We start from the raw sequence: 12,650 nt of genomic DNA on the forward strand, positions 1-12,650 counted from the left end.
GGGCGCCGTGAGGCATGGATAGCCGGCCATGTTACCGCAGCTCAGCGACTAAAATGGCCTGTGTTACACTCGCGGGCTCTTTTCTCATACAACGGGTTCTCATGACCAGCCCTGATTCGCCTGCGCCGTCGAGCTTGAAGATTTACCTGCGCCTGCTGTCGTATGTGCGCCCTTACTGGGGCATGTTTGCCATCAGTATCGTCGGCTTTGTGATTTTTGCCTCGACGCAGCCCATGCTCGCAGGGATTCTCAAATATTTCGTCGATGGCCTGAGCAACCCCGAAGCGGTGCTCTTCCCGACTGTTCCCTATCTGCAAGACTTGCAGTTGCTGATGGCCGTGCCGCTGCTGATCATCCTGATCGCTGCCTGGCAAGGCCTGGGGTCTTTCCTCGGTAACTATTACCTGGCCAAAGTATCGTTGGGGCTGGTCCACGACTTGCGTGTCGAGCTGTTCAACAAGTTGCTGGTATTGCCCAACCGTTATTTCGACACCCATAACTCCGGGCACCTGATTTCGCGCATCACCTTCAACGTGACCATGGTCACCGGTGCGGCCACGGACGCCATCAAAGTGGTCATTCGTGAAGGCCTGACCGTGGTGTTCCTGTTTGCTTACCTGTTGTGGATGAACTGGAAACTGACCCTGGTGATGCTGGCGATCCTGCCCATCATCGCGGTCATGGTGAGCAGCACCAGCAAAAAATTCCGCAAGCAGAGCAAGAAAATCCAGGTGGCGATGGGCGACGTGACTCACGTGGCCTCCGAGACCATCCAGGGATATCGCGTGGTGCGCAGCTTTGGCGGCGAGAGCTATGAAGAGCGTCGTTTCGCCGAAGCCAGCCAGGGCAACACCGACAAGCAACTGCGCATGACCAAGACCGGTGCGGTCTACACGCCCATGCTGCAATTGGTGATCTACACCGCCATGGCGGTGCTGATGTTCCTGGTGCTGTTCCTGCGCGGCGATGCCACCGCCGGTGACCTGGTGGCCTACATCACCGCGGCGGGCCTGTTGCCCAAGCCGATTCGGCAGCTGTCCGAAGTCAGCTCGACAATCCAGAAAGGCGTTGCCGGTGCCGAGAGCATTTTCGAGCAGCTGGACGTCGAGCCAGAGATTGACCAGGGTACCGTCGAGCGCGATCGCGTCAGCGGCCACCTGGAAGTGCGCAACCTGAGCTTCACCTATCCAGGGACCGAGCGTGAAGTGCTGAAGAACATCAGCTTCACGGCGGCACCGGGGCAAATGATCGCCCTGGTCGGTCGCTCGGGTAGCGGCAAGTCGACCCTGGCCAGCCTGATCCCGCGTTTCTATCACCACGAAACCGGCGAAATCATGCTCGATGACGTGGAAATCGAAGACTATCGTCTGCGCAATCTGCGTCGACACGTGGCGCAGGTGACACAGCATGTGACCCTGTTCAACGACACCATCGCCAACAACATCGCTTACGGTGACCTGGCCGGTGCTCCGCGTGCCGACATTGAAAAGGCCGCCACGGATGCTTACGCGATGGACTTCATCTCGGAGATGCCGCAGGGCCTGGACACCCAGGTCGGGGAAAACGGCGTGTTGCTGTCCGGTGGCCAGCGTCAGCGCCTGGCGATTGCCCGGGCTTTGTTGAAGAACGCACCGTTGCTGATTCTCGACGAGGCAACGTCGGCGCTCGATACCGAGTCCGAGCGGCACATTCAGGCGGCACTGGATCAGGTCATGAAAGGTCGCACCACGCTGGTGATTGCTCACCGGTTGTCGACCATCGAGAAAGCCGATCTGATTCTTGTCATGGACCATGGCGAAATCGTCGAGCGCGGCACCCACGCTCAACTGCTGGCGCAAAACGGCTACTACTCGCGCCTGCATGCGATGGGCCTCGACACCCCGGTTGGCGACATCGCCTGACCCCACAAAAAGGGTGAGCCTGGCTCACCCCTTTTGCACACCTGGCGTGCAATGCGCCCGGTGATTTGTATCAAGACCTTTACCCTTCTTGACCAAACCTGAATAAATCTACGCACCGCGCTTGTTAAGGTTCCTGAACGAATCTTTGACTTCAATCGAGGGGGCCATCCCCTTCGCGCGGGTACTGCAATGTTGCAACGTTATCTCTGGAAGCTGTTGCCCAAGCCGCAACGGCATTTCTTGCTGGGGCGGCTGTCGGTTGTGGACCGTCAGGTGGTGAACAAATCCATGTCGGCCGCGCTGCAGTTTCCCAAGCCTTTCGCGCAGCGTTCCTGCCTGTTCATCCACGTTCCCAAATGCGCCGGGAGCAGCGTGTGTGCAGCCTTGTTCGATGGCTGGAGCCCCGGGCACTTGCCGTTGTACTGGTACGAGCAGCAATTCCCGGAGCAGTTTGCCGACAGTTTCAAGTTTGCCTTTGTCCGTGATCCTCTGGAAAGGGCCTACTCGGCTTACGCTTTTCTGCGCGGCAACGAGTTGAGTCGGCGCGATCACCTGGCGCAGAAACTGGTCAGCCACTACCGCGACTTCGATGATTTTGTCGGTCGCTGGCTGCACCCGGAGACGATCCATCGGCAGCTGCATTTCGCCGCGCAGACGGATTTCCTCACCGACTCCCTGGGGCATCTGGCACTGGATTTCATCGGCTATCAGGAACACCTGGCGCGGGATTTCGGGTGGGTGTGCGAGCAGTTGGGTCATTCGGTTGTGCTGCCCCACATCAACAGCTCACAGCAGCGGCATCAGATGGTTGCTCGTGACTTTTGTTCGGTTCGTACCCGGCGGCTGGTTCGGCGGGTGTACCGGCGCGATTACGAGATGCTCGGTTATGAATGAGTCCTTGTCGATGTCAGCTCCCCGGATCAGACCTTACAATTTGTCGCTATCGAGCGCAGCCCGGGCGGCTCTCAAATCCCAGCGACCGCGTTGTCTCTGGCTGACCGGGTTGTCCGGCGCGGGCAAATCGACACTGGCTAATGCCCTTGAGCTACAACTCAATCAGCGCGGACTGCACACGTTTCTGCTTGATGGCGACAATGTGCGTCATGGCTTGTGTCGGGATCTGGGGATGGGGGCTGAGTGTCGTCGGGAAAACATCCGGCGCATGGCCGAGGTGGCGCGGCTGATGGTCGACGCCGGCCTGATTGTGATTGTCGCGGCGATTTCGCCGTTCCGGGCCGAGCGTGAGGCTGCACGTCAGTTGTTCGCCGAGGGCGACTTCATCGAGGTGTATGTGAGCACGCCCTTCGCTGTTTGTGCACAACGCGACCCCAAGGGTTTGTACCAGGCGGCCCGACAAGGGCTGATCAAGGATTTCACCGGCATCGACAGCCCCTACGAGGCCCCGCTGCGTGCTGAATGCGAGATCGACACACAGGCACTGGAAATGGAGGGTGCCTGCCGCCGGTTAGCGGGTTTTTTGATCAATAAATGAGCAGAAAACTTCGCCGAGTCATCCCATTGCAGCCGTCACACAAGCCCACGCCAACCCTGTGTTAATATCGCGGCCCTGTTCATTTTGTATGTGGGTTGCTCCATGAAGTTGTCCATGCCGCGATTCGATCAAGCCCCTGTCTTGGTGGTCGGCGATGTCATGCTCGACCGTTACTGGCATGGTGGTACCTCACGGATTTCCCCTGAGGCGCCGGTACCGGTAGTCAAGGTCGAGCAAATCGAGGACCGCCCGGGCGGTGCCGCCAACGTTGCGTTGAACATTGCCGCCCTCGGCGCACCGGCCTCGCTGGTCGGCGTGACCGGCGACGATGAAGCCGCCGACAGCCTGGCCAATAGCCTCAAAGGCGCTGGCGTGCGGGCGTTGTTCCAGCGCATCGCGCACCAGCCGACCATCGTCAAGCTGCGGGTCATGAGCCGTCACCAGCAACTGCTGCGTATCGACTTCGAAGAACCTTTCGCCACCGACGCGTTGGCGTTGGGCGAGCAAGTCGACGAGTTGCTCGAAGGGATCAAAGTGCTGGTGCTGTCCGACTACGGCAAAGGCGCGCTGAAAAACCATCAGGTGCTGATCCAGGCGGCACGTGCCCGTGGCATTCCGGTGCTGGCCGATCCCAAGGGCAAGGATTTCTCGATCTACCGTGGTGCGAGCCTGATCACCCCGAACCTCAGCGAATTCGAAACCATCGTCGGTGGTTGTGCCGATGAGCACGAGCTGGTGAGCAAGGGCGCGCAACTGATGCACGACCTCGACCTTGGCGCGTTGCTGGTGACCCGCGGCGAACACGGCATGACCTTGTTGCGTCCGGATCATCCGGCGCTGCACCTGCCAGCCCGTGCCCGTGAAGTGTTCGATGTGACCGGTGCCGGCGACACGGTGATTTCCACCCTGGCGGCGGCTATTGCCGCTGGCGAAGAACTGCCGCACGCGGTGGCCTTGGCCAATCTGGCGGCGGGCATTGTGGTCGGCAAGCTCGGCACGGCGGCCATCAGCGCGCCGGAACTGCGTCGCGCTATCCAGCGTGAGGAAGGTTCGGAGCGCGGTGTGCTCGGCCTTGAGCAGCTGTTGCTGGCGGTCGATGATGCGCGTGCGCATAAAGAGAAAATCGTCTTTACCAACGGCTGCTTCGACATTTTGCACGCCGGCCACGTGACCTACCTCGAGCAGGCACGGGCCCAGGGCGATCGCTTGATCGTCGCGGTCAACGACGATGCGTCGGTCAGCCGCCTGAAAGGGCCGGGGCGTCCGATCAACAGCGTCGACCGTCGCATGGCCGTACTGGCAGGTCTGGGCGCCGTGGATTGGGTGATCAGCTTCGCTGAAGGCACTCCGGAAAACCTGCTGCGCGAGGTCAAGCCGGATGTGCTGGTCAAGGGCGGGGACTACGGGATCGAGCAGGTGGTTGGTGCGGACATCGTGACCGCTTACGGCGGCACTGTGAAAGTGTTGGGGCTGGTGGAAAACAGCTCCACTACTGCGATAGTCGAGAAGATCCGCAAGTCGTAGGAGCTGGCGAAGCCTGCGATCTTTTTTTGATTCTCTGCGATCGAAACGTCAAAAGATCGCAGCCTTCGGCAGCTCCTACGCGCCCGCTGGGCGCTGCCGGAGGCTGCGATCTTTTGCTTTAAGAGCTGACTTTCTTGCGCGGTACGATTCTCTTCAGCAATTGCTTCGCCTTCCCACGCAACCGTGCCAAACCTGAATCCTTCCCCGGCGGGCTCAAGCCCTGCTGCCGCACCCAATCCTTCCAGCGAATCCGCTCGTCCCGCACCAGCCAGCCTTCCTGCCGGGCAAAACTCTCTGCCAGGTACAACCCGCGAGTACTCGCCGGGTACAGTTGATCCTTCTTCAAGGTATACAGCTCGGCCATCGGCTGGCCGTCCTGCAGCGGCATTAAATACAGATCGGGACGTTTTCGATCGAGCCGGGCCACCAGTTGATCGCCTTCCAGTCGTTCGTCGACATGGAACAGGCTCAGGGATTTGGCTTCCCTGGGCACCTCCAGGCGCAAGTCATAGATCAATTGCAGCGAGGCCGTCGGCAAATGCACGTAAGCCCGCGGGCGTTCGATCAACTGCATCTTGGCGCAACGCACCGGCCGCGCCGAACCGGACAGCGGCGTCAGGCGAAACGGCAGGGCTTCACGGTAATGCAGGGCGGACGAGTAGGGCGCCGGCAGCCAGGTGTCGTTGAAACGCCCGCCGAGCCAGCCTTCCGGGGTTTCCAGCAGGCACTCTTCGGCAATTTCCTGAATCGCGGTGTGCAGTGGCAGGTTCAGCTCATGGGCGGGCACGTAACCGGAGATCAGTTTGAGCACCACGTCGCCGCGGTCTTGCCGACGCTGACGCACCAACACCCAGTAATCGCGGTTCTGCCAATGCAGGGTCAGGCGCACCGAGACCCCGAGGTTGGCCAGCTCCAGCGAAAACCGCTGAGTGTCGGCGACCATCACCGGGCGGCGACGTTGCAGCGTCTGGGAGAAATTGAGCGGCATCCCGACGCTTTGATAACTCAGGCCTTCGGGAGTCGCTTCGACAAATAACGGCAGGGTCTTGAAGTTGCTCGGGTTCTTTCTTATGAGCGTACGCGGCATGTCGGCTCCTGCTTAAGGCCGCGTGGGCGGCATCAGTTTCTACGTAGGACCTGGGCAACGGTCGCGACGTTATGGGCGAGGTGCAGCGGATTAATGGTCCCGACAATAGCACTGGCAACGCCCGGATGTTCAAACAACAACTCGAAGCTGGCGCGAACAGGGTCCACGCCCGGGCTCAGGCACACATGACCACTGGCGAGGGCTTTTTTGACCAGAATGGCTTTGCCGTGAGCAGCAGCATAGTCAATGACCGGCTTCTCGTTCTGCTCGTTCAGATTGTAGGTGACCATCGCGCAATCACCTTGTTCCAGAGCCTTCAATCCGCCTTCGACGGTTTTGCCGGAAAAACCGAAACCGCGAATCTTGCCTTCGCTCTTCAGCTCGGCGAGGGTCGCATAGACCTCGCTGTCATTGAGGATCGCCAAGTCGTTGCCGTCGGAGTGCACCAGCACAAGATCGATGAAGTCCGTTTCCAGCCGTTGCAGACTACGTTCCACTGACAGCCGGGTATGAGCGGCGCTGAAATCGTGGCTCGACTGGCCGTCGGCAAACTCTTCGCCGACCTTGCTGACGATCACCCAGTCCTGACGCTGACCCCGCAGCAACGGACCGAGGCGTTCTTCGCTGCGGCCATAGGCCGGGGCGGTGTCGATCAGGTTGATGCCCATGTCGCGCGCGAGTTTGAGCAGCATGCGCGCTTCGTCATCATCGGGAATTTGAAAACCGTTGGGATATTTCACGCCTTGGTCACGGCCGAGTTTGACGGTGCCCAGGCCCAGTGGTGAAACCAGCAGGCCGGTGCTACCCAGCGGGCGATGCAGATCGTGCAAGGTCGGTTGGCTCATGGCAGCAGTTGCTCCCAGGCAGGGACGCCCATCGGCGGTTTTGGCAGGTCGGGCAGCGGCGTCGGACGGCTTGGCTGGATGCCGTCGCGCTGCAAGGACGCGATGACGCGATCAGCAAAGTCCGGAGCCAGCGCCAATTTGGTTGGCCAACCGACCAGCAGCCGGCCTTCTTCGGCAAGGAATGCGTTGTCAGGACGGGTCAGTCCCGATTGCAGTGGCTCGGCGCGATCCACTCGAAGGGTGGCCCATTGCGCTGTGCTCAGGTCGATCCATGGCAGCAACTGGCCGAGTTCTTTTTGCGCGGTGGCGATTTGCTCGGCGGGTTCGCGGGCGACACCTTCGGCTTCGGCGATGTCGCCGCCCAGATACCAGACCCACTGACCATCGGCGGCCGGATGGGTGGTCACGGTGATGCGCGGCTTGGTGCCGCCGCCCAGGCAATGGGCATACAGCGGTTTGAGACCCGGGCCTTTGGCGATGATCATGTGCAGTGGCCGGCGTTGCATGGCGGGTTGACTCAGCCCCAGCGCTTCGAGCAGCGCTGCCGTACCGGCACCGGCGCTCAAGACGATGCGTTGGGCGCGGATCTCGCGCTCGTCAACCTTCAGGCCGACCAGTACTCCACCCTCCAGCAACGGTTCGATCGTCTGACCGGCGAGCAGGCCATCACCCGCCAGATCGGCCAGGCGCTGGATCAGGCTCGGCACGTCGATCACCAGTTCCGCCAGACGATAGACCTTGCCCTTGAAGCGCTTGTCTTGCAGGGCGGGCGGCAGTTGCTCGCCCTTGACCTGATCGACACGGCCGCGCACGGCCTTGCTGGCGAAGAAACTGGTGAGATTGCCTGCGATCGTGCCGGGGGACCAGAGGTAATGGGCTTCGGACAGCAGGCGCACGCCGGTCAGATCCAGTTCGCCGTCACCGGCCAAGGCTTCACGCCAGCGCCGAGGCATGTCGGCGATGGCTTCCGAGGCACCGGTCAAGGCGCCATGCAATGCGTACTTGGCGCCGCCATGGATGATGCCTTGGGACTTCACGCTTTGCCCGCCACCGAGGCTGGCGCTTTCCACCAGCACGGTCGAAAAACCCTGGCGGCGCAGGCGCGCATTCAGCCAGAGGCCGGCGACACCAGCGCCGACAATCAGAACGTCGGTGGAAATAACGGATGGCATGCAGCGACCTCAGTGTTCAAGACGAGGGCGCAGTATACAGACTCGTGGATCGCAGCTAAGACGTGAAAAAAGATCGCAGCCTTCGGCAGCTCCTACAGGGGATTGCGTACACCTGTAGGAGCTGCCGAAGGCTGCGATCTTTTCTTTCAATGCCCCGCGGTTTTGGAGAACAGCTGGATAACAACCACGCCCAGCACAATCAACGCCATCCCCAGCATTGCCGGCACATCCAGTTTCTGCCCGTAGATAAACAGCGCCGCGACGCTGACCATCACAATCCCCATGCCGGCCCACACTGCGTAAGCCACGCCCACCGGAACGCTACGCACCACTAGCGTGAGCATCCAGAAGGCAATGCCGTAGCCGACAATAACCAGAATCAGCGGCAGCGGGGTGCTGAAGCCTTTGACCGCTTTCATCGAAACGGTGGCGATCACTTCGGCGCAGATGGCAATGGCCAGGTAGTAGTAAGCGGTCATAGGTGCATCCTCGTGTGAAGTGTTGCTTTCTGAGGTCGGCATTTTAGAGATTCTCCAGATGCGGTAAAGTCATTACCTATCTGTTCTGAAGATGGGTTGAGCCATGAACACGCAATGGAATCTGGAGCAGCTGCGGCTGTTTGTCAGCGTAGCGGAGCAGCGTTCGTTTTCTGCGGTAGCGCGGGATCAGCGCAAGGCGCAGTCGGCGGTCAGCAGTTCGATTGCGCTGCTGGAAGAGGATCTGGGCGTCAGCCTGTTCGACCGTAGCAGCGGCCGCCAGCCGAAGCTCACCGAGGCCGGTAACGCATTGCTGGATGAGGCGCGGGAAGTGCTGCGCCAGTGCGAACGCCTTAACGGTCGGGCGCTGGCAATGATGCGCGGCCAGGAGGCTCGTTTGCGTGTGGCTCAGGATGAGGCGATGCCCTATCAGCCGATCATCGAAAGCTTCGAAGCCCTGGCTCAACAATTTCCCAGCCTTGAAGTGCAGCTGACCAGCGCCGCCCAGGGCGATGTCGCGCGCAAACTGGTGGAGCGTCGGGCCGATCTGGGGTTGCTGTTTTATCACGACCAGATTCCCGAAGCGCTCGAGCGGCGGGTGTTGGGCAGCGTCGAAATGGTCACGGTGTGCGGCGTCGGCCACCCACTGGCGAAACAGGCTCAGGTCGATTGCCAGCAACTGGCGCAGCATCGTCAGTTGCTGATGTCCACACAGTCGAGTGTCTATCCCGGCAGTGAGCCGGCCAGCCCGCAAGTCTGGCGGGCCGACAGTTTCTACGTGATGGCTGAATGGCTGGTGCGCGGACTCGGTTGGGCCTGGCTGCCGCGCCACGTGGTGCAGTACCCGGCGTATCAGGATCTGATGGTCGAACTGGTCAGCGAATGGACCCCGCCAGCGCTGGTGGTGGAGCTGGTCTGGCGCCGCGATGAGCCTCTGGGGCCGGCGGCTCGTTGGCTGGCGGAACGTTTTGCCGTGCACTTGCAGACGATCGGTGAAAAAAGCCGATAAACTCCGCCGCCATGAATAGAACTCTCTACACCGCGCTGTTTTACCTGGGGCTGCCATTGGTAGCGATTCGGCTTTGGCTGCGGGCGCGCAAGGCGCCGGCGTATGCCAAACGCATTGGCGAACGTTTCTCCGTCGGGTTACCGGCGATGAAAACGGGCGGCATCTGGGTGCACGCGGTGTCGGTGGGCGAAAGCATTGCTGCGGCGCCGATGATTCGCGCCTTGCTGCAACGTTATCCACAGTTGCCCATTACCGTGACCTGCATGACCCCGACCGGTTCGGAGCGCATTCAGGCGCTGTTCGCCAATGAGCCGCGCATCCAGCACTGCTATTTGCCTTACGACTTGCCTTGCGCAGCGAAGCGATTCCTTGATCGGGTCCAGCCGAAACTGGCGGTGATCATGGAGACCGAACTCTGGCCGAACCATATTCATCAGTGCGCCAAGCGCGGGATTCCCGTGGCCCTGGCGAACGCTCGACTGTCCGAACGTTCTGCCAAGGGCTATGGCCGCTTCGGCAAACTGACTCAGCCGATGCTCGCGGAGATGAGCCTGTTCGCGGTGCAGACTGAGGCTGAGGCCCAGCGCTTTCGTGAGTTGGGCGCCCGCCCGGAAACGGTCGAAGTGACCGGCTCGATCAAGTTCGACCTGACCATCGACCCGGCACTGCTTCAGCGTGCCGCCGAGTTGCGTGCGCAATGGCAGGCGCAGGAGCGTCCGGTGTGGATTGCGGCCAGTACGCATGAAGGCGAAGACGAGGTGGTGCTGGCGGCTCATCGTCAGTTGCTGGCCAATCATCCCGATGCGTTGCTGATTCTGGTGCCGCGTCATCCGGAGCGATTCAATTCGGTGTTCGAGTTGTGTCAGCAACAGGGTTTTGCCACGGTGCGTCGTTCCACTGGCGATCCGGTCACCGCGCAGACTTCAGTGCTGCTGGGCGACACCATGGGTGAGTTGCTGTTTCTGTATGCCTTGGCTGATAGCGCTTTTGTTGGGGGCAGTCTGGTGCCGAACGGCGGGCATAACCTGCTGGAACCGGCTGCTCTGGCCAAACCGGTATTGAGCGGGCCGCACCTGTTCAATTTCCTCGAAATCGCCGCGCAACTGCGCAGTGCCGGGGCGTTGCAGGAAGTGGAAGATGCCGAAGGTCTGGCGCTGGCAGTGCAGCGGCTGTTCGAGTTGCCACGGGATGCGCAGCGGATGGCGGAGGCGGGGTTGAAAGTCATGCGCACCAATCAGGGCGCGTTGCAGTGGTTGCTGGATGGGTTGGGGCGGTTGATCGACCGTTAGACCGAGTCGCTTGACATAAAAAGATCGCAGCCTCGTTTCACTCGACAGCTCCTACACGGGATTTATATTCATCCTGTAGGAGCTGTCGAGTGAAACGAGGCTGCGATCTTTTGCTTTTTACGGTCGGGCTTTGAGTTGCTCCGCCGCAGCCTTCGCCAGGTCCGGCGGCAGGAAGTCTTTATCCGGGTTGTAATCGGCCTTGAGGTAACGCGCCAGGTCCTGCAAGTCCCCCGGGTTCAACGTGCCCGCGGCCTGCTTCAAGCGCAGGTTGTCGAGGATGTAGTCGTAGCGAGTGTTGTTGTAGTCGCGCACAGAAGTGTACAGCTGACGCTGCGCATCCAGTACGTCGACGATATTTCGTGTACCCACCTGATAACCGATTTCGGTCGCTTCCACCGCGCTCTGGTTGGAGATGATCGACTGTTTGCGCGCCTGCACCTGCTCGACGTCGGTGTTCACTGCGCGATGCAGGTTGCGGGTGCTTTCCACGATTTGCCGGCGCAGGGATTCGCGTTGCTGCTCGGACTGATCCAGCTGTGCATACGATTGACGCACCTGGGAGTTGATCAGGCCGCCGCTGTAGATCGGGATATTCAGTTGCAGGCCAACCGTCGTTTGCTCGACGTTGCCACCGTAAGGCTGGCCGAAGGCGTTCGGGTTGCTGAAACCCAGGGCGTCGTTGTCACCCTTCTCGTATTTCGCCACGGCGTCGACGGTTGGCGCGTGGCCGGCCTTGCGCTGCTTGAGCGTTTCTTCGGCGGCGCTGACGGCGTAGTTGCTCGCGAGCAGATTGAGGTTCTGTCTGGCTGCCGTATCGACCCAGGCCTTGGCGTCGTTCGGTGCTGGCGGCAGGATCGGCAAGGTATGGGAAATGCCCCAGATCGAGTTGTACTGACGGTTGGTCAGGGTGATCAGGGCTTCGAACGCATCATCTACCTGGCGCTGCGCGACGATTCGGTTGGCGCGTGCAGTGTCGTAGCTGGCTTGCGATTGCAGCACATCAGTTTTGTCCGAGAGACCGACGTCGAAGCGTTCGTTGGACTGATCGAGCTGGCGTTTGAACGCGGCTTCTTCGGCCTTGGTTGACGCCAGGTTGTCCTGGGTTCGCAAGACATTGAAGTAGCTGACGGCAGTTTGCAGGATCAGGTTTTGCTGGGTTGCCGAGAGCTGCAACGCAGCCTGTTCGTTAACGTCTTTGGCGGCCTGGAACTGGAACCAGCGATCAGCACGGAACAGCGGTTGAGCCAGGGTCGCTTGATAGGAATGAGCGTTACGGTTGGCAGTCGCCGATGGCTGATCGATCGCGGTGCGCACAGCGGCTAGTTCAGCGCCGCCCGAGAGATTGGGCAGCAGCCCGGCGCGGGCCTGGGGCACGACTTCTTTCTGGGCGCCATATTGAGCGATGGCTGCAGCGAGGTCGGCGTTGTTGTCCACCGCTTCCTGGTAGACGCTGACCAGATCCGTCTTGGTCGATAAGGGCGCTTCTGCTGCCCAGGCCATTCCGTTGGACGCACAAGACACGGCAACGGCCAGTGAGAGTTTGCGCAGCATGAGGCCATCCCTAAAAAATTACGCTGATAATTTGAGCGCCAAGGCTACGGCGCGGCGCTGTACAGCGTCAAGGCGCGGCACGGCGTAGCGAGTGTAGTTGTGCGCAACGACGGCAACAATCCTGTAATTGCGCCATTCATCATGGTGTTTACCGCGGTGTTGGCGTTCTTTGCCAGTTGTGTCTAGACTGGCCGGGTTCTTGTCGGGGTGCCTTGCTATGAGGCTGAGATCGAATAATTTCGGATCCCGTTGAACCTGATCAGGTTAGCGCCTGCGTAGGGAACAAGATTTCTCGTCACCCGGC

General features: G+C 60.6%; 11 protein-coding genes and 1 riboswitch. Of the genes, 6 read left to right on the forward strand and 5 right to left on the reverse strand.

Going from position 1 to position 12,650, the window contains the following annotated elements; genetic code table 11:
- Window positions 1-101 precede the first annotated feature (101 nt).
- The 4 genes from msbA (at window position 102) to hldE (ending at window position 4,917) form a co-directional block, all read left to right on the forward strand.
- A complete protein-coding gene (gene msbA / locus ACA059_RS02325) occupies window positions 102-1,901 on the forward strand; it encodes a lipid A export permease/ATP-binding protein MsbA (protein ID WP_497632572.1) in 1,800 nt (599 codons plus the stop codon).
- A gap of 189 nt (window positions 1,902-2,090) precedes the next feature.
- Window positions 2,091-2,795: a sulfotransferase family 2 domain-containing protein gene (locus ACA059_RS02330; RefSeq protein ID WP_497632573.1), complete on the forward strand. Its 705-nt coding sequence runs from the start codon at window positions 2,091-2,093 to the stop codon at window positions 2,793-2,795.
- Complete coding sequence (gene cysC / locus ACA059_RS02335) at window positions 2,788-3,393, forward strand: adenylyl-sulfate kinase (RefSeq protein WP_497632575.1); 606 nt, start codon at window positions 2,788-2,790, stop codon at window positions 3,391-3,393. The genes ACA059_RS02330 and cysC overlap by 8 nt, the downstream gene beginning before the upstream one ends.
- Window positions 3,394-3,495: 102 nt before the next feature.
- Window positions 3,496-4,917: a bifunctional D-glycero-beta-D-manno-heptose-7-phosphate kinase/D-glycero-beta-D-manno-heptose 1-phosphate adenylyltransferase HldE gene (gene hldE, locus ACA059_RS02340; RefSeq protein ID WP_134419769.1), complete on the forward strand. Its 1,422-nt coding sequence runs from the start codon at window positions 3,496-3,498 to the stop codon at window positions 4,915-4,917.
- A 118-nt stretch (window positions 4,918-5,035) separates the two neighbouring features.
- Here hldE and ACA059_RS02345 read toward each other — a convergent pair whose 3' ends face one another.
- The 4 genes from ACA059_RS02345 to ACA059_RS02360 all read right to left on the reverse strand — a co-directional run bounded on the left by ACA059_RS02345 (window position 5,036) and on the right by ACA059_RS02360 (window position 8,500).
- Window positions 5,036-6,004: a metal ABC transporter ATPase gene (locus ACA059_RS02345; RefSeq protein WP_497632577.1), complete on the reverse strand. Its 969-nt coding sequence runs from the start codon at window positions 6,002-6,004 to the stop codon at window positions 5,036-5,038.
- A gap of 32 nt (window positions 6,005-6,036) precedes the next feature.
- Entirely contained in the window at window positions 6,037-6,849 is an 813-nt protein-coding gene (locus ACA059_RS02350) for an aldo/keto reductase (protein ID WP_497632579.1), read from the reverse strand.
- Window positions 6,846-8,021: an NAD(P)/FAD-dependent oxidoreductase gene (locus ACA059_RS02355; protein WP_497632580.1), complete on the reverse strand. Its 1,176-nt coding sequence runs from the start codon at window positions 8,019-8,021 to the stop codon at window positions 6,846-6,848. Before ACA059_RS02355 ends, ACA059_RS02350 begins: the two co-directional genes overlap by 4 nt.
- Before the next feature lie 146 nt (window positions 8,022-8,167).
- Window positions 8,168-8,500: a DMT family transporter gene (locus ACA059_RS02360; protein ID WP_008027887.1), complete on the reverse strand. Its 333-nt coding sequence runs from the start codon at window positions 8,498-8,500 to the stop codon at window positions 8,168-8,170.
- Window positions 8,501-8,603: 103 nt separating this feature from the next.
- On the opposite strand from ACA059_RS02360, the gene ACA059_RS02365 reads away from it, so the two are divergent.
- Both ACA059_RS02365 and waaA read left to right on the forward strand, forming a co-directional pair.
- Complete coding sequence (locus ACA059_RS02365; RefSeq protein ID WP_008146219.1) at window positions 8,604-9,506, forward strand: LysR family transcriptional regulator; 903 nt, start codon at window positions 8,604-8,606, stop codon at window positions 9,504-9,506.
- A gap of 11 nt (window positions 9,507-9,517) precedes the next feature.
- The gene (waaA, locus tag ACA059_RS02370; RefSeq protein WP_497632582.1) at window positions 9,518-10,795 is read left to right on the forward strand and encodes a lipid IV(A) 3-deoxy-D-manno-octulosonic acid transferase; all 1,278 of its coding nucleotides are present in this window, start codon (window positions 9,518-9,520) and stop codon (window positions 10,793-10,795) included.
- A 117-nt stretch (window positions 10,796-10,912) separates the two neighbouring features.
- Here waaA and ACA059_RS02375 read toward each other — a convergent pair whose 3' ends face one another.
- A complete protein-coding gene (locus ACA059_RS02375) occupies window positions 10,913-12,346 on the reverse strand; it encodes a TolC family outer membrane protein (protein WP_497632584.1) in 1,434 nt (477 codons plus the stop codon).
- Window positions 12,347-12,539: 193 nt separating this feature from the next.
- A riboswitch (TPP riboswitch) is annotated at window positions 12,540-12,645 on the forward strand.
- The last annotated feature ends 5 nt before the right edge of the window (window positions 12,646-12,650 follow it).

Source organism: Pseudomonas sp. LBUM1647 (assembly GCF_059716175.1).